This is a genomic window from Paraliomyxa miuraensis (assembly GCF_026337845.1).
In the GTDB taxonomy this organism is placed as follows: domain Bacteria; phylum Myxococcota_A; class Polyangia; order Nannocystales; family Nannocystaceae; genus Paraliomyxa; species Paraliomyxa miuraensis.
Genome location: NZ_JAOVZF010000162.1, coordinates 69115 through 96102, shown reverse-complemented (window position 1 = coordinate 96102; position 26988 = coordinate 69115). Strand labels below are relative to the sequence as shown.

At 68.4% G+C, this 26988-nt stretch carries 22 protein-coding genes and 3 tRNA genes; 13 read left to right on the top strand and 12 right to left on the bottom strand.

Features of this window, described 5'->3' with window-relative positions; all coding sequences use genetic code 11:
* Positions 1–29 precede the first annotated feature (29 nt).
* Positions 30–2648 (bottom strand): CHAT domain-containing protein, encoded by a 2619-nt coding sequence (locus tag OEB96_RS38070; RefSeq protein ID WP_266221805.1) that lies wholly within the window; start codon positions 2646–2648, stop codon positions 30–32.
* A 534-nt stretch (positions 2649–3182) separates the two neighbouring features.
* Between OEB96_RS38070 and OEB96_RS38065 the strand changes: the two genes are divergently transcribed.
* Complete coding sequence (locus OEB96_RS38065; protein WP_266221804.1) at positions 3183–3443, top strand: hypothetical protein; 261 nt, start codon at positions 3183–3185, stop codon at positions 3441–3443.
* A gap of 96 nt (positions 3444–3539) precedes the next feature.
* Here OEB96_RS38065 and OEB96_RS38060 read toward each other — a convergent pair whose 3' ends face one another.
* The 4 genes from OEB96_RS38060 to OEB96_RS38045 form a co-directional block, all read right to left on the bottom strand.
* Positions 3540–4094, bottom strand: a complete 555-nt coding sequence (locus tag OEB96_RS38060; RefSeq protein ID WP_266221803.1) for a hypothetical protein — start codon at positions 4092–4094, stop codon at positions 3540–3542.
* Positions 4095–4440: 346 nt separating this feature from the next.
* Positions 4441–4965 carry a hypothetical protein gene (locus OEB96_RS38055; RefSeq protein ID WP_266221802.1) on the bottom strand — a complete coding sequence of 175 codons (525 nt, stop codon included), beginning with the start codon at positions 4963–4965 and terminating at the stop codon, positions 4441–4443.
* A 75-nt stretch (positions 4966–5040) separates the two neighbouring features.
* Positions 5041–5571, bottom strand: a complete 531-nt coding sequence (locus OEB96_RS38050; protein WP_266221801.1) for a hypothetical protein — start codon at positions 5569–5571, stop codon at positions 5041–5043.
* Between the two features lie 147 nt (positions 5572–5718).
* A complete protein-coding gene (locus OEB96_RS38045; protein WP_266221800.1) occupies positions 5719–5877 on the bottom strand; it encodes a hypothetical protein in 159 nt (52 codons plus the stop codon).
* Positions 5878–6022: 145 nt separating this feature from the next.
* Between OEB96_RS38045 and OEB96_RS38040 the strand changes: the two genes are divergently transcribed.
* Both OEB96_RS38040 and OEB96_RS38035 read left to right on the top strand, forming a co-directional pair.
* Complete coding sequence (locus OEB96_RS38040) at positions 6023–8767, top strand: CHAT domain-containing protein (RefSeq protein WP_266221799.1); 2745 nt, start codon at positions 6023–6025, stop codon at positions 8765–8767.
* An 88-nt stretch (positions 8768–8855) separates the two neighbouring features.
* Positions 8856–9683 carry a hypothetical protein gene (locus OEB96_RS38035; protein WP_266221798.1) on the top strand — a complete coding sequence of 276 codons (828 nt, stop codon included), beginning with the start codon at positions 8856–8858 and terminating at the stop codon, positions 9681–9683.
* Here the strand turns inward: OEB96_RS38035 and OEB96_RS38030 are convergent.
* The 3 genes from OEB96_RS38030 to OEB96_RS38020 form a co-directional block, all read right to left on the bottom strand.
* Positions 9657–12176, bottom strand: a complete 2520-nt coding sequence (locus OEB96_RS38030; RefSeq protein WP_266221797.1) for a serine/threonine-protein kinase — start codon at positions 12174–12176, stop codon at positions 9657–9659. The two genes, OEB96_RS38035 and OEB96_RS38030, sit on opposite strands and share 27 nt — an antisense overlap.
* Before the next feature lie 204 nt (positions 12177–12380).
* A complete protein-coding gene (locus OEB96_RS38025; RefSeq protein ID WP_266221796.1) occupies positions 12381–13190 on the bottom strand; it encodes a hypothetical protein in 810 nt (269 codons plus the stop codon).
* Positions 13187–13861: an RNA polymerase sigma factor gene (locus OEB96_RS38020; protein ID WP_266221795.1), complete on the bottom strand. Its 675-nt coding sequence runs from the start codon at positions 13859–13861 to the stop codon at positions 13187–13189. The genes OEB96_RS38025 and OEB96_RS38020 overlap by 4 nt, the downstream gene beginning before the upstream one ends.
* A gap of 338 nt (positions 13862–14199) precedes the next feature.
* On the opposite strand from OEB96_RS38020, the gene OEB96_RS38015 reads away from it, so the two are divergent.
* Positions 14200–14799: an RNA polymerase sigma factor gene (locus OEB96_RS38015; RefSeq protein ID WP_266221794.1), complete on the top strand. Its 600-nt coding sequence runs from the start codon at positions 14200–14202 to the stop codon at positions 14797–14799.
* A 131-nt stretch (positions 14800–14930) separates the two neighbouring features.
* On the opposite strand, the gene OEB96_RS38010 is transcribed toward OEB96_RS38015, so the two are convergent.
* Positions 14931–15365, bottom strand: a complete 435-nt coding sequence (locus tag OEB96_RS38010; RefSeq protein WP_266221793.1) for a VOC family protein — start codon at positions 15363–15365, stop codon at positions 14931–14933.
* A gap of 177 nt (positions 15366–15542) precedes the next feature.
* On the opposite strand from OEB96_RS38010, the gene OEB96_RS38005 reads away from it, so the two are divergent.
* The 5 genes from OEB96_RS38005 to OEB96_RS37985 all read left to right on the top strand — a co-directional run bounded on the left by OEB96_RS38005 (position 15543) and on the right by OEB96_RS37985 (position 18633).
* Positions 15543–16607 carry a hypothetical protein gene (locus OEB96_RS38005; RefSeq protein ID WP_266221792.1) on the top strand — a complete coding sequence of 355 codons (1065 nt, stop codon included), beginning with the start codon at positions 15543–15545 and terminating at the stop codon, positions 16605–16607.
* A 103-nt stretch (positions 16608–16710) separates the two neighbouring features.
* On the top strand, positions 16711–17859 hold the full coding sequence (locus OEB96_RS38000; protein WP_266221791.1) for a hypothetical protein: 1149 nt from the start codon (positions 16711–16713) through the stop codon (positions 17857–17859).
* Positions 17860–18342: 483 nt separating this feature from the next.
* Positions 18343–18416: transfer RNA gene (locus tag OEB96_RS37995), tRNA-Gly, on the top strand.
* 48 nt (positions 18417–18464) lie between these two features.
* Positions 18465–18535, top strand: a tRNA-Gly gene (locus OEB96_RS37990).
* Positions 18536–18554: 19 nt separating this feature from the next.
* Positions 18555–18633 (top strand) — tRNA-Ala (locus OEB96_RS37985).
* Between the two features lie 22 nt (positions 18634–18655).
* Here the strand turns inward: OEB96_RS37985 and OEB96_RS37980 are convergent.
* Together OEB96_RS37980 and OEB96_RS37975 are read right to left on the bottom strand one after the other, a co-directional pair.
* The gene (locus OEB96_RS37980) at positions 18656–18829 is read right to left on the bottom strand and encodes a ClpX C4-type zinc finger protein (RefSeq protein WP_407674733.1); all 174 of its coding nucleotides are present in this window, start codon (positions 18827–18829) and stop codon (positions 18656–18658) included.
* Positions 18830–18906: 77 nt separating this feature from the next.
* Positions 18907–19674 (bottom strand): DUF4178 domain-containing protein, encoded by a 768-nt coding sequence (locus OEB96_RS37975; RefSeq protein ID WP_266221790.1) that lies wholly within the window; start codon positions 19672–19674, stop codon positions 18907–18909.
* Positions 19675–20016: 342 nt separating this feature from the next.
* Between OEB96_RS37975 and OEB96_RS37970 the strand changes: the two genes are divergently transcribed.
* From OEB96_RS37970 to lpdA, 4 genes are all read left to right on the top strand, one after another.
* A complete protein-coding gene (locus tag OEB96_RS37970) occupies positions 20017–20967 on the top strand; it encodes a thiamine pyrophosphate-dependent enzyme (RefSeq protein WP_266221789.1) in 951 nt (316 codons plus the stop codon).
* Positions 20964–21938 carry a transketolase C-terminal domain-containing protein gene (locus OEB96_RS37965; RefSeq protein ID WP_266221788.1) on the top strand — a complete coding sequence of 325 codons (975 nt, stop codon included), beginning with the start codon at positions 20964–20966 and terminating at the stop codon, positions 21936–21938. The genes OEB96_RS37970 and OEB96_RS37965 overlap by 4 nt, the downstream gene beginning before the upstream one ends.
* 107 nt (positions 21939–22045) lie before the next feature.
* On the top strand, positions 22046–23404 hold the full coding sequence (locus OEB96_RS37960; RefSeq protein ID WP_266221787.1) for a dihydrolipoamide acetyltransferase family protein: 1359 nt from the start codon (positions 22046–22048) through the stop codon (positions 23402–23404).
* A gap of 9 nt (positions 23405–23413) precedes the next feature.
* Complete coding sequence (lpdA, locus tag OEB96_RS37955; RefSeq protein WP_266221786.1) at positions 23414–24829, top strand: dihydrolipoyl dehydrogenase; 1416 nt, start codon at positions 23414–23416, stop codon at positions 24827–24829.
* Between the two features lie 7 nt (positions 24830–24836).
* Here the strand turns inward: lpdA and OEB96_RS37950 are convergent, their stop codons facing one another.
* Positions 24837–26981, bottom strand: coding sequence for a hybrid sensor histidine kinase/response regulator (locus OEB96_RS37950; RefSeq protein WP_266221785.1), 2145 nt, complete (start codon positions 26979–26981; stop codon positions 24837–24839).
* Positions 26982–26988: the final 7 nt, after the last annotated feature.

Genomic DNA, 26988 nt, shown 5'->3' with positions numbered 1-26988 from the left:
ACAGGCGGCCGCGGGATCGCGGCGCTCGTTCAGCGCACCCAGACCCGGTAGCGTCCGAGGTCCTGGCCGCGGTGGAGCATGGCGACTTGGGCCGAGCGGAGGCCAACGGCGAGATCGATGTCGGCGTCGGACATGCCCTCGAGCAAGCCCTGGCCGGTGGCGGCCGCGGTGCTCTCCGTGGTCTTCTCCGGGGTCGCGACGACCTGCTCGGCCCCCGCCACGAGGAACGCCAGCGCGAGACTCATGCCGCTACCGCTGCCTCCAGGGACTCCGGTCTCACAGCCGAGCAAGGCCACGTGCCGCGGAGCAGACGGGAGCATGAGGATGTCCGGGATCTCGAGCTTGGAGGGAGGCTTGAGCAGCAAGTGCGCGGGCCAGTCTCGGGTGCCCCCTGCGTAGGGCGGGAGGGCTCGGGCGCGGGCCTCTCGCTCCTCGTGCTCGCCGTGGCCGGCGAAGTAGAAGAAGGACGCGCGGGCGAGCGCCCGCAGGACATGGGAGCGGTCGGCCTGGTCAGGGGTCGGTACTTCCGGGATCCAGGTCCTGGTTCTGGTCCACTCGATGGCCTTTCGCACTTCCTTGGAGGCCATCGGCAGGGTCTCGGTGGGATCCGCGAGCAGGAGCGCGATGGGCTTGGCCGGGGGAGACGTCGCGGTGGACGGCCGCGGGAGCTCGGCACCATAGGCCACGGGGGCATGCTCGACGAGTGTGGCGCCGTTCCATGACAGCAGGTGCACGTCGATGCCCTGCGCGCGGCCCGAGGCAAGCACCCGGATGCGCTTGGCGGTGGCGATGCGCTCACCGACGGGATCGAGCAGCTCGGAGCCGAGCACCGGATCGTCGAGCGTATGGGTGGGGCCACCGTCGAGCTGGTGCACGAGCGTGCCTGCCTCGTCCTGCACGAACACGAACCATCGGCGGCGGCCAGGGTAGAGGCCCAAGAGCAGCTCGCCGTCACGAACTGGTATCAAGTCCTTGCATGAGGGGTTCCACGTGGGCCGCTCGCGGAGGATGTCGTTGGCGAGCTTGGCGAGCACTTGCTCTTGCGCTGCGACCTGCAGCCGCAGCGCATCGCGCTCCTTTCGGGGTAGCAGGCGCTCCTTCGCCCTGGTCTCGTCGAGCTGGCGCCGCGCGGACTGGTAGCGCTCGATCGCCTGATCGAGCGCGTCGCGTTGATCCGCGGTCATGGCAGTACGCGCCACGCCCTGGATGCGACGCGCCTGGGCCTCTCGTGCGGCGCACAGCGCCTGATCGGGCCGCCCCTGCTCCGCGAGGAGCCCGACCAAGCGCTCGGTACTCTCCCCGTGAAGCGCGGCTGCCGTCTCACGGCCCATGCCCACTGCGGCCAGTTCGGCGATCCTATGCGACTCGCGCTCGGCGTCGCGGTAGGCTGCGATGGCCTCGTCGAAGCGGTGCTCCTGCGCAAACAGGTCGCCGCGCCAAAGCGCCAGTCGCCAGCGCCCCTCGGGGAGCTCGGCGTCGAGTACCTCGCGCTCGAGCAGGGCCAGGGATGGCTCGAGCTCCGTGGGCGAACGCCCCGCGGCCTGCAAGGCGCGCAGCTCGACGTCGCGCAGTCGCAGCCGCTGGTCGGCGGTGGGTGCCGCCTCGATGTCGATGGTGGCCAGAAACGCGAGAGCCCGGGACGCCTCGCCGCGATCGAGCGCCTCGTCGGCCAGGCTCAGCACCACGGCCGGAACCGCGGAGGGTTCGGGGCACTCGCCTGCTGGTCCCACCGCCGCGAGCGCTTGCTCCAGCAGGAAGCGGGCTCGCGTCGAGGGCGTCCCTTGCCACCGCGCCAGGCGCAGGTGGATATAGCCGAGCGTGCTCGTGATCCTGGCCCGTTCGAGGCAAGGGAACAGCTCGGGCTCGGTACGAACGAGGCGCAGCACCTGATCGGCCCAGTCACCCGCCGCATCCCAGTAACCCAGCTCGGCCACCGTGGCGGCATAGACCGGGACCGCATCGCGAATGAGCTCGGGATCGTGCATGCGCACGCCGAAGACCACGCCATCGGCGAGCGACGTGGCCGCATCGAAAAAGCGCCCCTGCCGCCAGTACGTGAGGCCGCGGTAGGTGGCGAGATCGGCTTGGCCCTTGGGATAACGCTTGGCGAGAGGCTCGATCTCGGCGAGCAGCCTCAACGCCTCGATGTGCCTGCCCTCCCAGCTCGCCGTGAAGGCACGGCCGAGCGCGGCGTCGACGGTGGAGTTGGTCGGAGTGCCCGGCAGGGGAGTCATGCCCTTCGACCACGTGCGCAGAGGCAGCGACCACGTGGCATGGGGCTCGGTGAATTCGGCCACCAGTTCGCTCGCACCGGGTGGCAGCAGGACGTCCAATCCGAAGCCCGCAGTGCCATCCACGAGGCGGTGCTCGGCGGGCCACGGCTTGCCGTCGACTCGCAAGGTGACCGCCGAGGCATCGGACTGGGCGAGCCACAGGCGGAGCGGTGTGGTGGGCACGAAGAGGCAGCGGGGACGCGGCTCGAGCCAGACCTCGGTGCAGCCGCCGTAGGCGACGAGGTCTGTCGGCCCTGCCGGTACCGCTGGCACTGCGGTACCAGTGGGCTCGGCGTCGCGATGGCACGCGATCACGAGCGCCACCGTGATGATCGTGCGGGCTCGCAGCCCATGCGTCGCTCCCCGCACCGCCATGGTTTAGTCCGATGTGGACCGATGCGCCACGATGCGTCGGTCTACCCGGTCTACGACGGGTGAGCCGCGGCGCAGGGTGCTCGGCGCGTCGCGAACGAAATCGGTGGAGAAGCTGCGATGAATCCACGTTCCGGGGGCTGGGCGAGGTCGACGGACTTCTGCGGTTAGCGGGAAGATGCAACGCTCTGGGGGAACCACTCTTCGAGCCGCACGGCGATCTCCAAGCCAACCGCCGAATGCGACCGCGGTCGCGCGATGGAAGCGACCGCGGCGTGCGACTTGCGGCGTCCGTACGCGCAGCGGGCGGCCGGCCTCTCGTATCCACGCGCATGACCGAGGAGATGACCCGTGAAACACTTCCGCCGCCACTTGTCCACTGCCCTGGCCGGGCTCTGCACGTTGAGCATCGGCCCCAGCCTGGCGTCCGCGAACGGCCAGAACGGGGTGTGCGAGGCTCAATACGTCCCTATCGTGCTGGTCGCCCCGCCAGACGCCGCGGGTTACGTCCTTCCCACCTGCTCCAAGTGCAGGCACATGATGCTCGAGACACAGACCACCGTCACCGGGGGAACCCAGGGCGTGCTGGAGCTGACCTACCACGACGACGACGATGGCGAGTTCGTGGGCACGATCGAGCTGACCGTGGTGCTCGTCGACGACACCGAGCACGCCCTCGTCATCGAGAACGTATGGCTCACCGAGGGAGAAGACGCCGCGTGGGTGCTCGATGCGCCCAATGCGTGGAGCTGGGACCAAGCCGAGATGGTGCGGCTGGCGTTCGTGACCACCGCCTGACCCGGCTGACCAGGAGCGATCGACCGAGGGCCCGGTCCGGTGAACGCCGGAGCGGGCCCTCGGTCGAAGGGGCCGTGGGAGCACCGAGCTCGAGCCCTACTCATCGCCCTCCCCGGCGGCGTTCGGCAGCGAGTAGCCGTCGCGCGCGAGGTAGGCCACGGTTCGAGCGCCCGACTCGCCCGCTTCCTGCACGAAGAAGCCGCTCGAAAGGCCGAACGCTGCCAGCAAGCGCCCGCTGTTGGCCATCTCGCCTGCCGGCAGCTCCACCCGAGCAACGCACACCGTGGTCTTGCAACTCGTGGAGATCACCTTCGTACCGGGCGGCGCGTGGGCACCGATCCCATCGACGATCGCACGCTCCATGGCCGGGGCCCAGTTCGAGTCCACGGCCTCCTGGTCCGCCGCGGCGGTGATCGCCGCAATCCGACGCTCGGCGAGCTCGCGATTGCGAGCATTGCTCGCCTCGGGGTCCTCGAAGTCGACCTCGTCATCAGCGCCGTCGTCCTCGAGCCACCCGTCCTCCTCCACCTCGAGGCTCGCGGCATGCGCGATGTCCGGCTTCCTCTCGTACCACTCGTCGACCCCGAGGGCCCTGTGATCCTCGAGCCACTTGGCTGAGCGTTGGATCGGCGCTCGCCGACGCGGTACCACCTTCGGCAGCCCCTTGTTCGCCCCACGCTCCTTCGATGCTCCAGGCTCTCGCGTAGCCACGGAGCTCTGCTCCGAGGAGTCGTGCAAGACCACTCCAACCCATGCGCCGAGGCTTCCCAGCACTACCAGCGAGATCGAAATCATTCGTTTCATCGTCGTATCCTCCTTCTGAATCACGAAGCTTGGCATTTTCGTCGTGGCGGCCCATCGACCCCGAGTCGACGGATCCACGAGCGCGAAGTTCCTTCCAATCAATGATCGACTCTGCGGGGGGACGAGCGTGCAGTCCGCTCGCCCCCCGCAGAAGCTCGCGGATCGAGCCGATCCGCGAGCGCAAAGCCGCACATCAGTCCTCGCGCCAGCGATACTGCAAGATGCGGTCATTCTGATGCAGATCGCACTGGAGCACGTAGTGCCCCTTGTCGAACTCCAGGAAGTCCGTGAGAACGAACTGGAGGGTGGCGAGCCCCAGACTGATCGCCTCCGCCTGCGCGGACTCGATCTGGGTGCCGTCGGGCGAGATGGAGTGGATGGTGCACCGCAGAGCATCCCCGGGACTCCCGGTACCCCCGACCTGATTGTCCACACTGACGATCAAGCGGTCGAGATCGTCCGTCGTGTCGTCGCGAAGCACCGGACACATGTACACCTGGGCATCGGCGTCGCTCTGAAGGAACCTGGGATTGGTTCGATTCGTGAGGAAGGCTTCGTCTCCCTCATCACACGCCGTGCCGGGCATGACCTTGTTGTCGGCCGCCGCGGTCTGGATCGCGACATCGCTGACTGCGATGCCACCCAGGGCCATCACAGAAGTTGCCGCAAGTGCAGCGATGACCCGAGCATGACTATTGTTTTGCTTTCTGTTCCACATGACTACACCTGTCTTCGTCCTTTCCTTCGTATCCGTTTGGTCCTCATCTCAAGCCAGTCCCTATCGGTCCCGCCTCTATCGTGTTCGTGCTGGCGAACGCGGTTCGACGGGCGGAAGTGAATGTCCATCGCGTGCGAGGTAGGCCATCGTTCGAGCACCCGTGCTCGACGTGGGCGAGTGGCGCACGAAGTACCCGCGCGACATGCCAAACACCGTCAGCCAGTTCACATATCCCATGCCATCGTCACCCGGCGGGTGCTCCACGTCGGCGATGCAGAGCGTGGTCTTGCAGACTGCGGAGATCAATCTCGCGCCGTGCGGCCCGCGGGCGACCAGTCCCTCGGAGAGCTGGCGCTCCATGGCCGGTGCCCAGCCCGAGTCCACTGCCTCGCGATTCACTGCGTCGGTGATCGTCGCAATCCGGCGCTCCATGACTTCTCGGCCATGGGCAACGAGTTCCTCATGGTCGAGCTCATCCTCGTGCTCGGCAGGGCCGTCGGCCGGACCACTGCCTTGCTCGGTCATCGCCCGTGAGCGATCCGCCTCCTGGGCGAACCCGCCGAGAACCCGACGGGCCTCCGACTCCGCGTCACTACGATCATGCATGAAGAGCTGCGTCGACGAGTCACTCATGAGCCCACCGATCAACACGCCAGCGAGGCTCGCGAGCGCAAAGAGCGAAACATTTCTTGTTCGTTTCATATTCGACTCCTCACCGCTACCACAATCCGATCATGTGTCGTAATCATCGAACTACAACTGCGAACCGATCTCGACGATCGGGAGATCCGCGCCCTCGGGCGCGACGCCTACGGGGTCCCGGGCGCCCACGATCACCGAACCCAACGCCATGACCGCGATGATCTCGAAGCCGCTGGTGATGGCAGGAACCGCTTCGAGGAGGGTCTTCACGTGCATGCCATCCCGGTCGTTGGTTGCTCACACCTGCACATGAGGGCGGCGGGCACTACGCCCTGACGAGCGCGTCGAACTGTTTTCCACTCGCATGAACGCGGCGTCCGCCACCCAAGCAGCATGACCAGACGAAGAATACGAAGTGGTAGCGCGTGGTGATGTTGCTAGAGCGTCGAGTGAAGGTGGCGTTCCAGCGAACATGGATGGTGTACTGACTCCGCGCTGGCTCGCGGTCACAGTGATGGTCCTTGGATGGCTCGATCCTGCCTCGGGGTGGGCGTCGTCGGGGAAGGACACGCCGGATGCCACCAAGCGACGGGAAGCAGAGGCGCTGACAGCGGACTACGAGCGACTCGAAGGGGAGGGAAAGTACGACGAGGCGGTCGTGCTGGCCGAGCGAGCATGCTCGACTCTGGAAGAGGAGCACGGGAAGGCATCGTCTGAGCTCGCGAGCTGTCTCGCCGCGCTGGGCGTTCTTCACGATCTGCAAGGAGCGTATACAAGAGCTGAGTCGCACCTCGAACGAGCGTTGGCCATGGGGGAGAAGGAGCTAGGTCCACATCATCCCCTCGTCGCCACGGTCCTCAGTGATCTGGCAGTGCACTACTACACCCTCGGTGCCTACGGAAGGGCTGAGCCGCTGTTGGAGCGAGCGCTGGCCATCCATGAAGAGGCACTCGGCCCGTACGATCCCCTCGTTGCCATCGATCTCGACAACCTCGCAGCACTGTATCGTGCCCAAGGATCATACGAGGATGCGGAAGCGCTTCACTTGCGAGCGCTCGCCATTCAGAAGAAAGCGCTCCACCCCCAACACCCCGAGCTCGCCATGACCCTCGACAACCTGGCAACGCTCTACCGTGACAAGGGAATGTACGAAGAGGCCGAGACGCTCCACTTGCGAGCGCTCGCCATTCAGGAGAAGGCATTGGGCCCTCAACACCCCACCGTTGCCACGAGCCTCCGCAACTTGGCCTTGGTATACGAAGAGCGAGGAGCATACGAAGAGGCGGAGGCGCTCCACTTACGAGCACTCGCCATCTTCGCCGACACGCTGCGCCCCGATCATCCCAATGTCGCCACGAGCCTCAACAACCTGGCGATGCTGTACCACGACCAAGGCCAGCACGACCTTGCATTGAAGCCACACCAACGAACCCTCGACATCGAAGAGATCAACCTCGTGCGCAACCTGACCGTGGCCGACGAGACGCGGAGGCTGGCCTACGCCGCCAAGCTGTCCAGCTCGCTTCACTACACCTTGTCCCTCCACCTCCAAGTCGTTCCCCGGCACGACGGGATTGCCGAGCTCGCCCTCACGACCCTGCTACGGCGCAAGAATCGCGTCCAGGACCTCGTCAGCCAGTCCAACGCCGCGCTTCGCCGCTCCCTTCCCGAGGAGGACCAGCACCTCCTCGACGAGATCGCGGACGTCGGCTCTCGAATCGCCGTGGTGTCCGGCCACGGACCCAGCAACATCACGACCGAGGCGCATGCGCAGCGACTCGACGAAATCCGACGACAGCGCGACCAACTGTGGAACGAACTCGCCGAGCACAGCTCCCTCGTCGAGGCACCCGATCATCCTGTCACCATCGAGGACGTCCAACGGGCACTTTCTGCTGGCCGCGTCCTCATCGAGATCGCGCAGTACGTTCCCTACCACGACGACTCTGGTGCTCGCGTGCGAAGGAGTGAGACCAAGCTTCCTCCCCGCTACGCCGCCTACCTCGTCTTCCCCGACCGCTTCGACTGGGTCGACCTCGGCCCCGCCGCACCCGTCGACGAGCACGTCAGGGCCTTTCGCCACGCCCTGCAGACCAAGCAAGCCAACCCGACCGCTCTCTACGACACGGTCATGCGTCCCATCGTCGACAAGCTAGGATCCACTCGACACCTGATCATCGCCCCCGCAGGCAACCTGAGCCTGATTCCCTTCGGCGCGCTCCACGACGGCGAGCGCTACCTCGTCGAGCAGTACGACCTGCGCTACGTCACCACCGGTCGCGACCTCCTCGACCCTCCCGCCTCGCCACCCGTCACCACCACCCCGGTGACCATCGTCGCCAACCCGACCGGCGCCGACCTTCCCGATGCCGAGCTCGAGGCCGATTTCCTCAGGAGCTTCTTCCCCAGGACCCGCGTCCTGCTGAAGGACCAAGCCACCGAGACCAACGTCCGCACCATCGAGCGTCCGCTCATCCTCCACATGGCCACTCACGGCTTCTTTGGCGTCGCCCGCAACGAGCGCGACAACCCGATGTTCCGCTCGGGCCTCTACCTCGCCGACATCGAGCAGGTCGACGTCGACCGCGAACGCGACGACGGCCAGCTCACCGCCTACGAGGTCAGCGGAATGGACCTGCGAGGCACCCAGCTCGTGGTGCTCTCGGCCTGCGAGACCGGCATGGGCGATGTGATCGAGAGCGAGGGCAAGCCCGTGACGAGCGAAGGCCTCTTCGGCCTACGCCGCGCCTTCGCCGTCGCTGGAGCGAGGACCACGGTCACGAGCCTGTGGGGAATCTCGGGCGCAACCACCCAAAAGCTCATGGCGGCCTACTACCGCAAGCTGGCCGAGGGCTTGGGCCGCGGCGAAGCCATGCAGGCGATCCAGCTGGAGTTGTTGCACACCGAAGAGCACCGCCACCCCAGGGACTGGGCAGCATTCATCGCCTCGGGCGATGACACCCCGCTGACGTTCCCGCCCGGCCAGGAACCACGACTATCCGCGCCGGAGCCACCCGAGCTCGAGACCAGCGGTGGGTGTGCCAGCAAGCCCTTGCGCCGCAACGCACCCGTGGGGTCGATGCCCGTCGGACTGCTGGGGCTCGCCGGCGTCGGAAGGCGGCGACGAAGACCCACCCGCACGAACCCTGCATCGAGCTGACGCACCACCCACACCTCGATCCCCGGCTGCCAAACCCTCACAAGCTCGCAAACGCCGATTCGCGGTGTATCCCCTGGAGGTACCCGCCATGTCCGCTCACCGCCTCACCCGCGCGCTCTGGCTCGTGGCCACCCTCACCCTCGCGTGCCGTCACGCCCGGCCCACCGCCCCCGCCGCCCCCTCCAGCGCCATGCCCACCACCACCCCCGAGGTCATCGAATGGCTGCTCGGCGGGCAGGTGCGCGGCCCCAAGACCCGCCACCGCGGGGACGTGGGCATCGCCACCTACGACCTCTCCCAGGCCAGCGCCCAACCCACGCTCACCTTCCACCCGGAGACCTGCGCGTCGGACCTCGTCCAGATCATCTCGACCCCCACGCGCTCGGGCACGCGCTTCGCCATCGACAAGGCGGGCCACCTCCTGCGCCATACGAGCTCCGGTTGGTCCACCGTGCCTTCCACAAAACCCTTGCCCTCCATCGGCAAGCTGGTCGCGTTCTCGACCGCCACCACAACCCCGACGCACCTCGAGCTGCTCGTGAGCCTGCAGAGCCACGATCGCAAGCTCTTCCTGCTCATCCTCCACGACTACCGCGTCACCGGGATCCAGCCGGTCGATCTCCACGGTTTTCGCGATCGTCGTAGCACCCTGCAGCGCTGGGACAGCGGTCGCTGCGTCGAGGGCGTTCGCAACTGCCTCCACCTCGTATCCGCCGACGGTCGCAACATCCTCGTACGCGAGCCGAGGCTGTTCGACCATCACGAAGAGCTACCGGTGACGCTGGGCAAGGGCGTCCGCGACGTGCGCTACGCCGATGCGGCCGGCATCAAGCTCGACGTACTCACACCTGACGCCTGCACCCCCACCGCAACCTCCGAGCCCGAGGCATCAGCGCAGCCCAAGGTCGCTCCGTAGCCGCTCGGCATCCCCCGCCCGCTTGGGTCGCGCGAGGATCCGTAGCGAGCACGCTTCGCCCTTCACCTCCGCGCAGATCTCCGCCTCGAGATCGCTCGCCGTGCCCTCCAGCATCGCCGGCTCTCCGTCCCTCACCTTCGCGTGCTCGTCGAGCACCCGCAGCGCATCGGCAGGCTCGCGAGTGAGCCACCACCGCATGTACGCGATCGACACCCGCTGCTCCGGCCGCTCGAAGACCTGCGACTCCAGCGCCTCGCGCAGGGCGTCGTTCGCCGGTTGTCGCGGCACCTCGAGCCCGGGTTCGCACCGCCACGCGTACTCGGACCAGGCGACCAGGGCGATCACATTCGTGCGCAGGGCCCCGTACGCCAGCGCGTAGGCCTGCGCCGCTTCGCAGGGCCGTCCATCGTCGACGAGCGCATCGCCTCTCACTGAATACTCCCTCGACCACATCGCGGGCTCGCACCGGCTCGGGGGCGGCAGCCGCTCGGCGTGTTCCTCCCAGCGCGCGGCGCCGCCCTTCCACCGATCGATCCACGAAATCGTCCCGATCGCCGCCACCCGCACACAGGGGTCGTCGCCGCTCGCCTCGAATGCCTCGGCGAGCAGCGCCTCGGCCTCGTCCACCCGCGCAACCGGGTCGCTGCCCTTCAGCAGGCAGGCCGCACGATCGAGCAGCACGGCCAGACGGATTTCGAGCCGATGCTCCGCGGACGACAACTTGCGCAGCAACGGCTCCGCGTCGTCACAGGTCCGTGAATTCGCCCACACGAGCATCGCGAGCTCGTGATACGCCGCCACCCCGCGATCCTCGCCCCGCTCGCGATCCTCGGTCAGCATGCGATCGAGCACGCGCGCGAGCTCCTCGCGGCGGTTCAGATCCTCGGGCGAACGATGCCCCTGCTGCACCCGCAGCCACTCTGCCAGCGTGCCCCAGCGCGCCCCCACGTCCTTCCACTCGAAAGCCGGAATCTCGGCCTCGGCTGCCCCCGTCGCACCCGATGGCGTGTTCGCCCCCACGACTGCCTCGAGCACCGGACCCACGAGCGCCATCGCCTTGGGATCCTTCGGCAGCGGCAGCCCATCGAGCCGGGCCAGCAGCGCGTTGCCTCGATGGTGCTTCGTCGACCGCATCTCGAGCGCCTCCGCATCTCCATCCCCCACCAACACCACTACCCGTACCTGGGCCTTCTCGGCCAGCGCCATCAAGGCATCCGCCCCCATTGACGGCACTCTGCAACAGTGCACGGGCAGCATCCCCTCGGTCCTCGGTCGATCCCCATCGAGCACATTGCACAGCGCGCCATATCCTTTCATCACGGCGTCATTCGCATTCTCGGGCACCGTGACCAAGATCCCCCCACGCGCCGCCTGGATCTCCTCCACCCCGAAGGGGTCTTCGATCTCCTTCGCTACGATCGTCAGCCCCCGTGGCTCCTCGAATTTCGGCTCCTTCGTGACCCTGGCATTCTCACCCAGCCACGGCAAGGGCCCCAGCCCCAACAACCCGGAAACCACCACCACGCCCATCGCACCGATTACTCGCCGCCACGGCGCCGCTCTCGGCTGCTCAACCGTCTTGAACGGGGCCGTCGTCTTCACCTCCATGGAGACCTTCACAGCCCCATTCTCGGCCGTGAGCATAGACGACAGCGCATACGGCGACAGTCGCTCCCGTAACTTTCGCAGTTCCTCGAGCATCGGCACCGCCGACTTCGGCCGCTGCGTGGGCTCGTACGCCAGCGCCTCCATCACCAGCGCGTCGAGCATCTCCAGCGCCTCCCGCTGTGCCTCCGGCACGTCCTTGCAGTACATCAGCACTGGATTGGCGTTGGGCTTGCTCTCCCACGCGGCCTTGATCTTCGCAAACCCCTTCATGTCGAGGTGCCCACGCGGCAGCCTTCCCGTGAGCATCTCATAGAGCACGACCCCCACTGCGTACACGTCGGTCCGCACGCTGGTCGGCGCTTCGTCGAACAGCATCTCGGGCGCCATGTAGTGCGGCGTGCCCCCGATGTCCTCGCCCTCGGTGGCGGTGGTCTGCGCGAGCCCGAAGTCGAGCAAGCGTGCCTTATCGTCGTCCTCGCCGATCACCACGTTCTCGGGCTTGATGTCCCCGTGCACCACCCCACGCTTGTGCGCCTCGACCAGTCCCTCGACCATCTCCGCGCCGATCGCCACCGCCCGCCACATCGGCAGGCGCTCCCGGCTCAGCCAGTGCCGCAGCGACTTGCCCCTGACCATGTCCATCACGAAGTACGGAGACCCATCGGGCAGCTCGCCGTAGTCCAACGCCCGCACCAAGTGCTCGCTCGTCATCGGAGCCATGATCTGCGCCTCCTCCAGGAAGCGCTGCTTGGCGTCCTTGTATTCACCCCTCAGGATCTTGATCGCAGCCGGATGATCGAGCTTGAGGTGCCACGCCTCGTAGACCTCCCCGAACGTCCCCTTTCCCAGTCGCTCCCGCAGCTCCCACTTGCCGTCTATGATCATCCCAGGCCCGACCTCGTGCAGTTCGCCCCGCCGGTTGGCACCGAGCAGTTCCGCCAAGCCGGGCAGCGGAGGACCATCCTCCCACGTCAGGGACTTCGCATCTCCGGCGTCGGATTTCGCCTCGCCGTCACCCTCGGATCCGGGCCCCTGCTCTGCATCGCCTCGGTTGACCATCGACGTCCACCGCACACCGACTCCGCAACCCTACGAGCGCGACACCACCCGCACACGCGCGCGCACCACGTCGAAGTCCGTCGAGTCCGCCTCTTCGGTCACGAGCTCCTCCCACGTGTCCGGCAGCGCTCGTACCCACCCCACGGCGAGGACCAGCTCCCACTCCCCCACGGTGAGCCCCAATGCCTGCACCGTCGTATCGATCTCTACCACGCCGTGTTCGTGGATCGTGGCCTCGAGCTCCACTCGCCGCGCCGACCCCGACTGATCCCACACGAACGCCACCACACCGAGCGGTCCATCCACTTCTTCCTCGGGCACGAGACGAATCCCGATCTTGCCGTCGACCGGGTACATGGGCACCTCGGGCCGAGGCTCCGCCCCTCGCACCGTATCGGCCGCCTTTTCGAGTTCTATCGTGTATGCCCCCGAGAACACCCGCGGGTGCCCCTCCGGCCGCGCCGGCAGGAGCCACACCGTCAGCGCGACCGAAGCCGCCGCCCCCAGCAGTCCCACCATCCAACGCCGGATCCGCGGTGATCGCATCGGTAGCACCACCGCCCGATCTTCGGCGTGGTCCTCGCCCTCCGCCGCGCGCCGGCTCAGCAGCGCCGCGAGCTGCGCCCGACGTAGCTCCTCCGACGGCGGAACGAACACCATCTTCGCACGATCGAGCACCGACTGCTCATCTTCGGACAGCTCCTGCCGTGCCCCGAGCAGTCGGGCCGCCGCCTCGTTGGCCTGCAGTTCGCCAAGCGCCACTCGGTGCCACAGCTCCGCCGTCGGCTCCGCCATGACCACGTGGGCGCCGAGCACCTGGATGACTTGATCCTTGCTCATGCTCCACCTCCATGCTCAACCAGGGTCGCCACCAAGACCAAGGCCAGGGCCACCAGGTCTGGATGCTCCGTCCGCGGGGGCTTCCCCAGCAGCCTCTCGGCCAGCGTCTGGAGCTTCCTCTGCAGCCGCTCCTTGCGCTTGTAGGTGGCGTTCTCCTTCAACCCCAACCGTGCTCCCACGTCCTTGAGCATCTCACCGCGAACGAAGTATTCCTCGAACAGCTCCCGATCGGTTTCATCGAGCTCGCCGTGCACTGCCTGGGCGAGGCGGTCGAGGAGGTCGGCGTGCATGATCCTCATGACGACGCCCCAGTCGTCGTCCTCCTCGAGCGCCTCCACCAGTTCCACCTCCTGGTGGCCCAGGTGCCGCTTGGCGATCCTCCACCCCAAGCGCCCGCTGACGAGCGCCACGTAGCGCCATAGCGGCAGCCTGCGCTCGGCGTCGTGGTAGCGTAGGCGCTTGCAGCCCCGCCGGGTGAGCTCGCACCAGACTTCCTGCACGATGTCGTCGAACAGCGGGACCAAACGCGGCCAGCGGTAGACGCGGAGGCCCACCGCCCACCGCACCGTGGGATCGTAGCGCCGGTAGAACAGCGCGAACGCGGTTTCCTCTCCGTCGAGCGCGCGCGCGACGACGCTCGGTGGGAGATCGGGTGGCTCGAGGTTACTCATCGAACACCTCCATGGTGCCGCCCAAAGCGCTCGATGGGGCTCTCGCGAGTGTCGCGGGACATACGTCCACCATGAAGCACCCGCCCCCCTCCAGCTTGACGACCGAAACACGTCCGTTGTGATGATGTCGAGCAACGATGTTCTCCCTGTTCGCTCGGGGCCGGCCTGGCCGGGTCACCGACTCTTCACCCTCCCTTGAGCCCCCGGAGCCGTTTGCACCTGACCGCCCGAGGCGCCGGGCCGACCGCACCGCCGGAAATCTTGTTCACGGTGCGGAAGACTCATCGTGCTGATGGAACCACTACTAGAGAATCCAGCACATGGCACACGATGACGACATGAGCCTCCTCCGCCAGTGGCGCGCAGGCGATCGCCAAGCCGGCGACGTCCTGATCCGAAGACACTACGCCTACGCCCTCGGCTTGGCCCGACGTAGGCTCGCGAACGGTGATGACGCCGTCGAGGCCACGCAACACGCGATGGCCATTCTGGTACAGAAGCAGGAGGTGATCGAGGAGGACTTCCGCCAGTATCTCGGCAGAGTCGTCTACTTCAGCGTCCTGACCCAGACCAAGCGCCGCCGGCACAAGCCACTGCGAAACGAGGAGGCTGCCGCGGCACCAGCGCGAGGAGCGTCGACGGCACTTGCGCAGAAGGAAGAGGAGAAGCTGATGATCAAGGCCCTGCGCTCGCTGCCGATCGACGATCAGCTCGTGTTCTACTACGAGTTCGTCGGCGAGCGGACCCGCACCGAGATCGCCGAGTTGCTCGGGTTGCCGCCCAAGGGGATCTATAGGCGGGTCCACGCGGCCAAGAAGCGCCTGGAGGCGCGGCTCCGGACGTTTCGCGACTCACCGGTGCGACAGAACACGCTCGGGGGGCTGGAGACCTGGTTGCGATCGATGCACCAGAAGGCGCAGGTGGACGGCGGCGGCTGATGCTCGAGTCGCTTCCGCAGCTCGCCCTCCCCCAAGACACAACCCCGCGCTCATGACCATCGAAGCCCGAGCGCGGGAAGAGGGCATGGCGCGAGGCATCTCGCAGAGCATCGTGGCCCTGTGCGACGTGCTCACTTCGCGCCGGCCGCAGCCGAGTAGTTCACCATCCACTGCACGCCAAAGCGATCCGTGACACTCCCGTAGTAGTCCCCCCAGAACTGATCGGCGAGCGGCATGGTCACCGTGCCCCCCTCGGCAAGCGCGTTGAAGAACCGATCCGCCTCGTCCCTGTTCGCGGGGTGGATGGAGATCGAGTAGTTGTTGCCAACGGTGAACGGCGGGCCCATGCCCTCCATGGTGTCGCTGGCCATGATCATCTGCCCGTTGGGGAGCTCGAGCCCCACGTGCATGACCCGGTTCTTCTGCTCCTCCGTCAGCTCGAAGCCCTCGGCCGGCATCGACCCGAAGCGATGGATCTCGGTGAGACGACCGCCGAGCGCACGCTCGTAGAAGCGCATGGCCTCCTCGGTGTTGCCGGCGAAGTTGAGGTAGGGATGGATCTTCATCAGCTCGATCTCCTCGGAAGGGGCGGGCGACGTTAGCCGGCGAAGACGGTCCCGACAATGGCCAGCCCTCCAGTCCCCAACGGCCTGGTCCACCGTGCGGCGAGCGTCGTTCTCGCGGGCGACGGCCAGCGCCCCTCGGCGTTGAAACGCCCCCTGCGCCCGTGCTAGACGACGATCATGCCCGAGCAGGCCCCGCGTCGCGCTCGGCTCCTCGCTGCCCTCGCGCTCGGAGCATGCACGCCCGATCCAGGCGAATCACCACCGACGAGCGCGAGCGCCACCACCTCCGCCACCACGGCACCAACCAGCTCGCCTTCTTCGCTGGACACCACCGCGCCGAGCTCGACCACCACCAGCTCGACCACCGACCCCACCACCGCCGACTCGAGCACCGGCCCCTTCGAGCCCCCGCCCCCCTGCCCGTTCGATCGCACCGAGCTCGACCTCCCCGACGACGCCCCCGAGCCGCAGGTCCGCGTCCTCTACGTGCTCCCCTCCGACGGCGCCGACGAGCAGCTCGACACCAACGACACGATCTGCAACTCGGTGCTCGCCTGGTCGCAGTGGCTCTCCTCGCAGACGGAGGGCCGCACGCTCCGCCTCGACACCTCCGCCGGTACCCTCGACATCGGCTTCGTGCGCCTCGACCTCCCCAACGCGGTCATGCACGGCACCTCCGAGGCGTTCGACGTGGACACGGGCTTCGCCTACGTCCGCGATCGCATCGAGCGCGAGCTCGTGCAGATGGGCCTGTTGGTCCCCCACAAGCTCTATGCGGTCTACTACGGCGGCACCAGCCAGTACGCCTGCGGCGGCGGAGCCTACCCGCCGGTCCTCATCGGACAGGTGGGCGCGCTCTACCTCGGGGGCGAGATCCCGGGCTCGAGCCCCTGCGGCGAGGCGCCGTGGGGCCAGGCCGATCTCGTCCCGCGCTACCTCGAGTACGCGATGCTGCACGAGCTGGTGCACTCGCTCGGCATGGTGGACCTGCTGGCGCCCCACGAGCACTCCTCGGGCCACGCATTCGACGACGGCGAGCCCAATCCCGAGCGCGACCTCATGTATGCGCCGCGCCCGGGGATGAAGGATCCTCCATGGGGCGTGTACGCGCCGGGCGGGCTCGTGCTGGATCTCGGCCGCGACGACTACTTCGAGCTGCCCGACCGCTCGCTCGTCGACCTGTCCCGCAGCGCCTTCCTCGAGCCGCTCCCGGCCGATCCAGAACTCCCGCCCGGCTGGTAGGAACGGGCACCGTTGACCACCTGTCCCCCAACGACCCGTCCACATGGGGAGTGGTCCAATTCGCCCAGTTGCGTCTCCATGCCCATCCCCCATCTTGCCGCGCATGGGCATCACCATCTCCGTCGTCGTCGACCCCTCGTGCATCTCCCGGACCGCGTGGTCCCAGGTATACGAAGAGACCCTCACCTTGCTGGGCCAGTGGCCCGACCCGCCGCTTCGGCCTGCCTACCGCGAGGTCGCGGGCGTCGAGCTGGTCGCCTACTCCCGCGCGGTCGCCGAGCCCGACGCCTGGCACGTCTGCGGTGATGCCAACAGCCGCCTGTTCGCCGAGTCCATCGAGCTGCCGCGCGAGCTGGGGGTCGACCAACCACGCGAGCCCCCGGGCGAGCTGTTGCTGCGCGTGCTCGAGAGCTGGAGACCCCCGGGCGACGGCGAAGCGCTGGAGTGGCTGCTCCACCGCAAGACCCAGGGCAAGCCATTCCACCTGCTCGTGCTCGCCGTCGCCATGCTCATCGAGCACCGGCTTCCCCATGCGGCCTTCGCCATGGGCGACTTCAGTCGACAGGAGGCCCGACAGGCACAAACCCACCTCCGCACGATCCTCGGCGAGGAGATCTCGCTGCCGCTGGCCGCCCGGCCCAAGGCCCTCGCAGACCGCCTGCAGCCCCATTTCGCAGGCGAGGCCCTCGGCGATGCCGTCGATGAGCTCGTGTGCCGGGGACCGCTGGCCGGTCTGCTCATCAGCCTGTTCGATGGCTCGCTCGGCTCGTACGAGCGCCAGGAGATCGAGCGAGCGGTCGCTTGCACCGACGTGTCCTCCCTCGACGAGCTCACCCGCAACGGCTTCGAATTCCTGATCGGCCAGGCCAAGGCCGTGTTCGGCGAGTGGAGCAGCGACGACCCCGGAGATCCGATCGCCTACCCCGACGACCTGCTCGCGCTCGATGCCCATGAGCTGCTCCAGGTGATCGCCATGGGCACCAAGAAGACCCACCTGCGGCTCACCGAGATGGCCTGGGACGACCTCGAGCACGCGTGCGCCAACGAGGCCCTGGACGAGCTGCGCCTGCTCGCCTTGCTCGCCACGCACCCCACCTCGGAGCTCGTGGCCCACCAGCTGCGACGGGCGGTGTTCGAGAGCCCGGCCATCCGGCGATTCTGCACGCGGGCCTGGGACACCATCGAGATCGCAGTACCACGCAACTATCAGTTCCAGGCGCGCTTGTTCGACGAAGCGTGCGCCTCGACTTGATCCCGAACGACCAGGTCCCGGACGACCAGATCCCGAACGACCAGAGCAGGACGATGCGCGAGATCAGTCCTCGCCAATTTCATTCGACTCGTTGCTTGACACGCCAGGGGCGGTGCCGTAGACCCAAGCAACGAGGTACGGTCCAATGTTCGCCCTCTCCACCAGCATCCGTCGAGCCACCACCTCCGCCGCCGCCATCGCGGGCGCCGCGGCAGGTGCCGGTTGCTTCGGAGCCGACCCGTCGGGATGGACGTGGTCGGGATGGGCGTGGTCGGGATGGCCGGGTACCTCGCCCAGTGGCGCCGCCGCGGTGGGCTAGCGAGTTCCACGTACTCGAGCGTGGTCCGCACGTGAACCTCGTTTGGTTCGCATGTGGCACCACGAGCGCGTAGAAGCCTCGCCGCCCCACACATCGACGCACCACTGGGCCGAACGACGGACGCGACGATCCGTCGACGAAGCCACCGAGCATGGGGCCCACGCGCGGGCGTAGCTCAGCTGGCCAGAGCGCCACGTTGCCAACGTGAAGGTCGAGGGTTCGAACCCCTTCGCCCGCTCCGACCGCCGGCCCAGGGTGCTCTTCGTCGACGGACGACCAACTTCAGGCAGGCGTGGCTCAACGGCAGAGTACCTGGTTTCCACCCAGGGGATGCGAGTTCGATTCTCGCCGTCTGCTCCGATCATCGATACGGCATGGGGCATGGGGCTGCCGGGGGTGGCCATCTGGTTTGCACCCAGAACGACAGCTCGGTTCGAGTCCGAGATGCTCCACCATGTTCGATTGCACGAGGTCCTGCTAGTCCGCGTCTTGGTCGTCCTCGGACGGCGCGGACCCCTCTGCCAAGATCTCCTGGCACATCGCCACGCACTCGTCGCAGATGCAGGCCACGGGTCCAGCGATCAGCTTCCTGACCTCGGCGGACGACTTGCCGCAAAAGGAGCACCGCATCTCGTTCGTTTCGGACGTCACCCGAGCATCATCTCACAGCGGCTGCCTCGCGTGACGAACCGGCGCGACTGGGACTACGACCGGGACTGGGACTGGGACTACGACCCCGGCAACAACGAGATCGAGCCCGCGTCCACGCTCTCGCCCTCGCCCACGAGCACCTCGCTCCCCCAGCGCTCGACCCACAGCACGTCGCGACCGGTGGCTCGATACACATAGGTGGCCGCGCGCGACTGCGAAGGCCGCTCGTGCTTGCCCACCGCGGCGGCGCTCGCCTGGCCGCGCCGCTCGAGCGTGTACAGCCCCCGCTCGCGCCGGATGTTCCGCGGTGGCTCGCCAGACAGGCCATGGTCGTGCACGGGGGCCACGAGCAACCAGCGGTCCTGGTCCTCGGCACCCACCAGCCAGCGCCGACGATCGCCATCGCTCAGGTTGGCCACGATGGTGGTGGTCCCGCCCTCGCGCAGGCTGATCACGCCATCGGTGATGAAGTCGCTGCCGAGCTCGGGGTGCCCCCCGTCGAGCACGACCACGTCGCCCACCCGAAGGGTCGACAGGCTCAGGTCCACGGGCGCGCCTTCCTCGACCGCAGCCTCGGCGCCCGAGCCCGAGCCGCGACCAGCTGCGCGCCCGGCCTCCCAGCGATGATCCTTGATCCGCTTGGCCACGAGCGCCCGCACCTTCCGGGTACCAGCGTCGTCGACCGGCGCACCCGAGGCGGCGGCGATGGCCAGCGGCACGTGCTCGCCTTCCTCGAGCGCCCGTCGACCCTCCCCCCAGTCGCGGAGGCGACGGGCTGCGAGCACGCCAACCCAAAAGGCCCCGGCAATGGTCATGGCGGCAAGGAGCGAGGCGACCGTCAGCATCGAAATCCCATCGGCTGTCCACCTCGTGTAGCACGCGGCCACGGTGGGATCCCGCGCTTTCGTGAGCTGGGTCGCAGAGAGCCAGGGGTCGAGACCGTGCCTCCGAGGAAACCCACGAAGGCACCCCGGCGCCAGGGTCGGGCTTGGCTTGACGCTGCCGGGGACGCGCGGATAAAAGCCATGGGCACCCGCAGGGTGCCGGCAAGGCCCCGTGGCACCGCCGGGCGATGCTCCCGAGGGGGTCCGCCCAAGACGACGGCCAAGGCCACGCGTCGGGCCGTCTCGGCGGCTCAGCGCCCGTGCGAATGGGCGGTGCGCCCTCCCCCGTGACTGCGAGCCGACATGGAGAGCACGCCCTGGGACCCCGAAGGAGCCGCTGCCCTGCTCGATGCAGAGGGCAAGCTCGCAGGTGGAGCCACGCTGGGCGGCCTCGACGCCAAGGCCTACTACAAGCAGCTGGTGGCGGCCCGCAGCCTCGACCTCCGGCTGTCGCGGGCCGGCGTGCCCATGTGGGCATCGGCGGCCGGCGAGGAGGCGCCGCTGGTGGCCACGGCCCGCGTGGCCGACGACGAGGAGTGGATCTTCGGGGGCGGTCGCGACGTGGCGATTGCGCTGACGCGCGGCATGCCGCTGCCCGAGCTGGTGCAGCGGGTGATGGGCCGCGAGGGCAATGCGCAGCCGGGGCGCGTGTCGAGCTCTGCGCGCCGACTGGCCGCGGGCACCGACGCACTGGGCATGCACCTGTCGCTCGCCGCGGGCCACGCTCACGCCGAGAAGCTGGCGGGGGCTGGACGCGCCACGTTCGCGCTGTGCGGCGAGGGCACCAGCACCTCGGGGGCATTCACCGAGACGCTGGCCCTGATGGCCGCCTGTGACCTACCGCTGGTACTGGTGGTGCGCAGCCAGCTATGGCCCAACGGAGCGCCGGCCGAGGCCGGCGTGCTGGGGGACAGCGTGGCCGACCGGGTGCGAGCCTGCGGGCTGTGGACCCGGCGCGTGGACGGAGCAGAACCGGTGGCGGTGCACAATACGATCGCCTCGGCGGCCGAGCGCGCTCGCAGCGGGCGTGGTCCGGGGGTGGTCGACGTGGTGGTGACGCAGCTGGTCCACGACCCACCCGCCCACCGCGACCCGGTCGAGCGCCTGCGGCGGTTCCTCGATGGGCGCGGCGAGTGGTCGTCGACCTTCCAGGACGTGTGCGAGGCGGAGCTCCGCACGCAGCTCGACCATGCGTTCGAGGTGCTCGACGAGCACGACGCGCTGGCGAGCCAGCGCCCGGGAGGCCGACCATGACGATCCTGGGACACCTGGCGGAAGTGGTCGCCGGGCTGCTGCGCGACGACGAACGCCGCGTGCTCCTGGGCGAGGACGTGGCCGACGGCGGCATGCTGGGCCTCTCGCGCGACGCGGTGAAGAACCCGGCGCTCCGGCCCCGCGTGCTGTCCACGCCGCTCCTGCCCATCACCTCGTTCGCCCACGCGGCCGGGCTCGCCGGGGCGGGACGCCACCCGCTGGTGCTGCTACCCGGGGTCGGGGCCGCGCTCGAGGGGCTGACGGGCCTGCGCGAGGCCGCCGCCTGGTCGTGGAGGAACCGTGATTCCGTCGGAACCCCGATCGCCGTGCCGCTGTGCGTGGTGGCACCCTGCGGGCCGGGCTTTGGCCTGGGTGGCGATGCGAGCGAGGCCGCGGCCACGATGCTGGCATCCATCGCCGGGCTCACCGTGCTGTGCGCAGGGCGGGCCGAAGAGGCGGGCGCGTGGCTGCGTGCGGCCGCCGAGCATGCCGTGACCCACGGGCCCACGGTGTTGCTGCTGCCACGTCGGGTGCTGCTGGGTGCGGTGTCGGGCCCGCCCGCACAGAGCCTTGGGCGCGACCCCACGTCGCCTCACCGCGTACGCGAGGGCGAGACGGTGACGGTGCTGAGCTGGGGCGCCGCCCTGTCGATCGCCACGGCTGCCGTCGAGGCCACCGGCGTGGATGCGACCGTGATCGACGTGGGCTGCCTGTCGCCGCTGCCCCGGGCCGCGCTCGAGGCCGAGGCCAAGGCCACCGGCCGCATCGTGATCGTGCACGCGGGTCCGCGCACGGGCGGGATCGGAGCCGAGCTGGCCGCCTCCTTCGCCGACGCGGCCATCCTCCACCTCGACGCTCCGGTCGTGCGCGTGGCCGGGGCCGATTCCCCGCTGCGACCCGCCGACGAGGGCGACGCCGTTCCCTCGGTGGAGCGCGTGGCCAAGGCGATCGAGCGCATCGCGAGCTACTGATCGCCGCCACCAGGGGCCACCCGGCAGGGAGCACCCGGCGCCCGACCCGAACCTCCCGCCCCCTTCCGCCAAACCACCGTACCGTACCGCAAGAAGGTCGTCCCACCATGCCAGAGCTCAAGCTCCCCGCCATCGGTGAAGGGGTCGTCGAAGTCGAGATCGTCCGCTGGCTCAAGAAGCCCGGCGATCGCGTGGCCGCCAACGAGGGCATCGTCGAGGTGATGACCGACAAGGCGACGATGGAGATCCCGTCGCCGGTGGACGCGGTGATCGAGCGCATCCTGATCGAGGAGGGCGCCGTGGCCGAGGTGGGCCAGGTGATCGCGATCTTCGGCGAGGCCCCGGCCGACCCCGCGCCGACTCCGGCCGCCGCCACCTTGCCGCCCGCGACGACCGCTCCGCCTCCCGCGGCCGCCGCTCCCGTCCCGATGGCTCCCGCCGCACCCGGCACCGCCCCGCGCGACGCGACCACGGGCAAGGTGCTGGCCACCCCGGCCGCACGCGCGCTCGCCCGCGAGCACGGCATCGACCTCGACATGGTGCCCGGCCGCGATGGTCGCATCACCAAGTCGGAGGTGATGGGGTTGTTCAGCGGCGGCGACCCCTTGGAGGCGTCGCCTGCGGCGCCGAGTCAAACGCCGACGATGGTGATCGCGCCTGCGAGCATCGTGGCCGCGCCCGCTGCCCCGGCCACGGCCGCTGCACCTGTCCCGGCACCGGCCCCGGCCCCGGCCCTGCGACGCTCGCTCGGCGAGACCCCGCCCGACGAGCTGATCCCGTTCCGCGGCATGCGGCGACGGATCGCCGAGGGCATGTCCAAGTCGTTCTTCACCGCGGTGCACTACACCTACGTCGAGCAGGTCGACGTGAGCGCGCTGGTCAAGGTCCGCGAGCAGGCCCGCAAGGCGGCCGAGCAAGAGGGCGTCAAGCTCAGCTACCTGCCGTTCATCGTCAAGGCGGTGATCCTGGGGCTCAAGAAGTACCCCATCGTCAACGCGGTGCTCGACGAGGAGGGCGGCAACATCATCGTCAAGAAGCGCTACGGCATCGGCATCGCCACCGCGACCGATCAGGGGTTGATGGTGCCGGTGGTGCACGATGCCGATCGCCTCAGCTTGCTCGACATCGGTCGCGAGATCGCCCGGGTCAGCGAGGCGGCGCGTAGCTTCAAGGCCTCCCGCGAGGAGCTGACCGGCTCGACCTTCACCATCACGAGCCTGGGCACCATCGGCGGCGTGCTCGCCACCCCGATCCTCAACTACCCCGAGGTCGGCATCCTGGGCGTGCACGCGATCCGCAAGACCCCGGTGGTCGACGACAACGACCAGATCGTCGTGGGCCACCTGATGAACCTCTCCGTCTCCCTCGACCACCGCGTGGTCGACGGCTTCGAGGGCGCCAGCTTCCTGCAGGAGGTCAAGCGCTACCTCGAAGACCCCACCCTCTTGCTCCTGGCAGGGATTTAGGACCTCGTCATGGCCACCATCAAGAAGACCGCTCTCGTCATTGGCGCCGGTACCGGCGGCTACCCCTGTGCCATTCGCCTCGGCCAGCTGGGCGTCGATGCCATGCTCGTGGAGAAGGGCGAGCCCGGCGGCGTGTGCCTGAACGTGGGGTGCATCCCGTCCAAGGCGCTGATCTCGGCCACCAAGCTCGCCCACAAGGCGTCGCACGCCGAGACGATGGGCCTGCGCTTCGGACCGCCGCAGGTCGACATGGTCAAGATGCAGGAGTGGAAGTCCGGCATCGTGCGCAAGCTGACCTCGGGGGTCAAGGGGCTGGTCAAGGGCAACGGCACCGAGTACCGCCAGGCCACGGCCACCTTCCTCGGCCCCAAGCAGGTGCAGCTGACCTACGCCGACGGCAGCCCCTCCGACGTGGTCGAGGCCGAGCACATCGTGATCGCCACCGGCTCGGTCCCCATCGAGATCCCCGGCTTCGCCTACGACGGCAAGCGCATCCTCGACAGCACGGGCGCGCTCGCCCTCGACCACGTGCCCGAGTCGATGATCGTGATCGGCGGCGGCTACATCGGCCTCGAGCTGGGTCAGACGTTCCAGCGCGTGGGCACCAAGCTCACGGTGGTGGAGGGCCTCGATCGCCTGCTGCCCGCGATGGACAAGGACCTCGCGCAGGTGGTCACCAAGCAGATCAAGGACGACGGCGGCGAGATCGTCACCGGCGCCCGCGCCAAGGGCTGGACCGAGCGCGACGGCATGGCGGTGGTCCAGGTCGAGGTGGGCGGAGAGCTCCGCGAGCTGTCGGCCGAGGTGGTGCTGGTCGCGGTGGGCCGCCGCCCCGTCACCCAGGGGCTCGGGCTCGAGAAGACCGGCGTGAAGCTCGACAAGGGCTTCATCGTGGTCGACCAGCGCCTGCAGACCAACGTGCCGGGAATCTACGCCACCGGCGACGTGGTGGGGCAGCCCATGCTCGCCCACAAGGCCACGCACGAGGCCGAGGTGGTGGCCGAGGTGATCGCGGGCCGCAAGTCCGTCAACGATGCCCGGGTGATCCCGGCCGTGGTGTTCACCGAGCCGGAGATCGCCACCGCGGGCCTGTCCAAGGACGAGGCCGAGGCCAAGGGTCACAAGGTCGGCGTGGGCAAGTTCCCGTTCTCGGTGCTCGGTCGAGCCATGGCGATCGACGAGACCAAGGGCTTCGTCAAGATCGTCATCGACGCGGATGACGAGCGGGTGCTCGGAGTGAGCATCGTGGGGCCCGAGGCCAGCGACCTGATCTCGGAGGCCTCGCTGGCCATCGAGATGGGCGCCTACGCGCCCGACATCGGGCTCACGATCCACCCGCACCCGACCCTCGGCGAGGCGATGATGGAAGCGGCCAAGCACGCGGTCGGCGAGGCGATCCACATCCAGAATCCGCGCAAGCGCTGAGCCGCGGCTACCTGGTGCGGCGGCTGCCGAGCACTCGCTCGAACAGATCCTCGATGTCCGCGCTGCGGCTCGGGTCGTCGAGGTGTGCGCGCAGCACCTCGTAGAGCTCCTCGCGATCGATGGGCTTGTCCATCACCGCGCTCGCGCCCACCAGGCTGCCCCGGCTCTCGCCGCCCACGATGCTGCACACGACCACCGGGATGTCCCGCAGCTCGGGATCCTCGTGCATCGCGGCCAGCACGGACCAGCCGTCCATGCGCGGCATCATGAGATCGAGAGTGATGAGATCCGGACGAAGCTTGCGAGCCAGCTCGATCCCGCGCTCGCCCGAGTCGGCCGCGACGATCTGGCAGCCATAGTCCTGAAGGAAGCTCTCGAGCACGGCACGAGCATCGGCGTCGTCGTCGATGACGAGGACCGTCGCGGGCTCCCGAGGACTCGGGCCAGGCCTGGAGTCACCCACGCTGGGCCCCGGCTCCTCGGGACCGAAGTCCATCTCCCCCGCGCTCGAGGAGCTCGGCGGCTCGTAGACCAGCGGGAGCTCGTGGTCGACGAAGGAGATCGCGAACGACGAGCCTCGCCCCTCCTCGCTGGCCAGCTCGAGCCGAAGACCCATCATCTCGCACAGCGAGCGCGAGATCGCCAGGCCCAGGCCGGTGCCGCCGAAGCGGCGCCGCGTGCTCTCGTCGGCCTGGCGAAACGACTCGAAGATCACCGCGTGCTTGTCGGCCGGGATCCCCAGGCCATCGTCGATCACGTCCAGGCGCAGCGGCCGTCCCTCGGCATCGGCGTGGATCCTCACCTCCACCGTGCCGCCCGCGGTGAACTTGATGGCGTTGCCCACGAGGTTGATGAGGACCTGCTCGAGGCGATCGCGATCGCCTCGCAGCGCCCGAAGGCCCTGGGGCACGGTCACGCGCAAGCGGGTCCGGGCGGGCTGCGCCTGCCCCTGGAGCTGGTCCACGACGTCCTGGGCGAGCTTGCCGAGGTCCGCCTCCTCGGCTCGCACATCGATCCGGCCCGCCTCGATCTTCGACAGATCGAGCACGTCGTTGATGAGCCGCAAGAGGTGATGGCCGTTGGTGTTGATGCGCCGGAGGTAGTCGAGCTCGCGAGCGCCGAGCGCTCCGTGCTTGTTCTTGAGCAGGATGTTGGTGAACCCGATCACGGAGTTCAGCGGCGTGCGCAGCTCGTGGCTCATGTTGGCCAGGAAGTCGCTCTTGGCCTGGTTGGCGTCCTCGGCCGCCTGACGGGCCTCGCGGAGGGTCTGCTCGAGCTCCTTCTTGAAGGTGATGTCGCGCGCCACCCCCATCAGCATTCGGGTCTCGGGGTCGGGCGTGGAGGACCACAAGAGCCAGCGGTAGGATCCGTCCTTGCAGCGGTAGCGGTTCTCGAAGGTCACCGTCTCGTAGGTGCCGGTGTAGAGCCTCGACGCCTCGGCGAGGGTGCGCTCGACGTCATCGGGGTGGAGGAAGTCGAGGAACGGTTGGGTGGTGAGTTCCTCGACCGACCAGCCGAGCACCTTGGTCCACGCGGGGTTGAGGCGGGTGAAGTTGCCTTCGTAGTTGGACACCGCGAGCATGTCGAGCGACAGCTCCCAGAACCGCCGCTGGATCTTGGTCACCTCGCGGAGCTTGGCCTCCGTCCGCTCGGCCTCGGCGGCACGGCGACGCAGCTCGAGCAAGCTGACCGCCTGCCGGGCCAGGGCCTCGAGCAGCTCGAGCTGCTCGGGACTCATGGTTCGCGGCTCACGATCGATGGCGCACAGGGTGCCCAGCACGTGGCCCTCGGGGCTCTGCAGTGGCGCTCCGGCATAGAACCGAATGTGCGGCGGCCCGGTCACCAGGGGGTTGTCACGAAAGCGCTGGTCCTCGAGGGCGTTCTCGATCACCAGCGAGCGGCGCTGGGCCACCGCATGCGCGCAGAAGGAGACCGCGCGCGAGGTCTGCTGGGGCTCGAGCCCCACGCGCGCCTTGAACCACTGTCGCTGCGCATCGACCAACGAGACCAATGCGATCGGCATGTGCAGCAGGTGCGAGACGACCTTGACCAGGTCGTCGTAGGCCTGCTCGGGCTCGGTGTCGAGGACGTGGTAGGCAGCCAGCGCCTCGAGCCGTTGCGCCTCGTCGTCGGGGATCTCCGGTTCCTTCATTCTCGAT